The 630-nt window shown below is 62.9% G+C and carries 1 protein-coding gene; it reads right to left on the minus strand.

The window, feature by feature from the left end; all coding sequences use genetic code 11:
• Positions 1-15 precede the first annotated feature (15 nt).
• A partial coding sequence (locus Q1B08_RS21625; protein ID WP_299823483.1) for an IS630 family transposase occupies positions 16-630 on the minus strand: 615 nt, incomplete at its 5' end.

Consider the following 630-nt stretch of genomic DNA (forward strand, 5'->3'; position numbering starts at 1 on the left):
TAAAGCGGTTTGCGTTTAATCAGGCGCGTATCCTGCGGCACTGAAGAAGTTCAGGCACTCCTTGGGATCGAACAGGCCGCAGATGTCGCCGAGGGCCTGGACAAGGGTATCGTAGGTCCGCGCGCCGATACGACGGAGATGGGCCTTCAGCTTGGAAAAGGCCATTTCGATCGGATTCAGGTCTGGCGAGTAGGCCGGCAGGAATAGCATCCAGCAGCCATGGACGTTCAGGATCTCGGCGGCTTTCGGGCTTCTGTGGGTCGAGAGGTTGTCCAGGATCACGACGGTGCCTGGTTGTAGGGCCGGTGCGAGCTGGGTCTCGACGTAGATGTCGAACGCGGCCCGGTCCATCGCGCCCTCGATCACCCAGGGAGCAATCAACGCGTCGCAGGTGAGCCCGGCGATGAAGGTCTGCGTCTTCCAGCGGCCGAACGGCGCCGTGCCGAACAGCCGTTCGCCGACGGCACTCCGGCCTCGCAGGCGGGTCATGTTCGCCTTCACCGACGTTTCATCTATGAAGACCAGCCGATGGGCCCTGTCGCGCATGAAAGGCTGGCGCCGCACGGTCCAGTCATGCCGGGCCAGCCTGATATCAGCCCGCATACGCTCCCGCGCGACCAGGCCTTTTTT

It is taken from the genome of uncultured Jannaschia sp. (assembly GCF_947494025.1).
Lineage (GTDB): Bacteria > Pseudomonadota > Alphaproteobacteria > Rhodobacterales > Rhodobacteraceae > Jannaschia.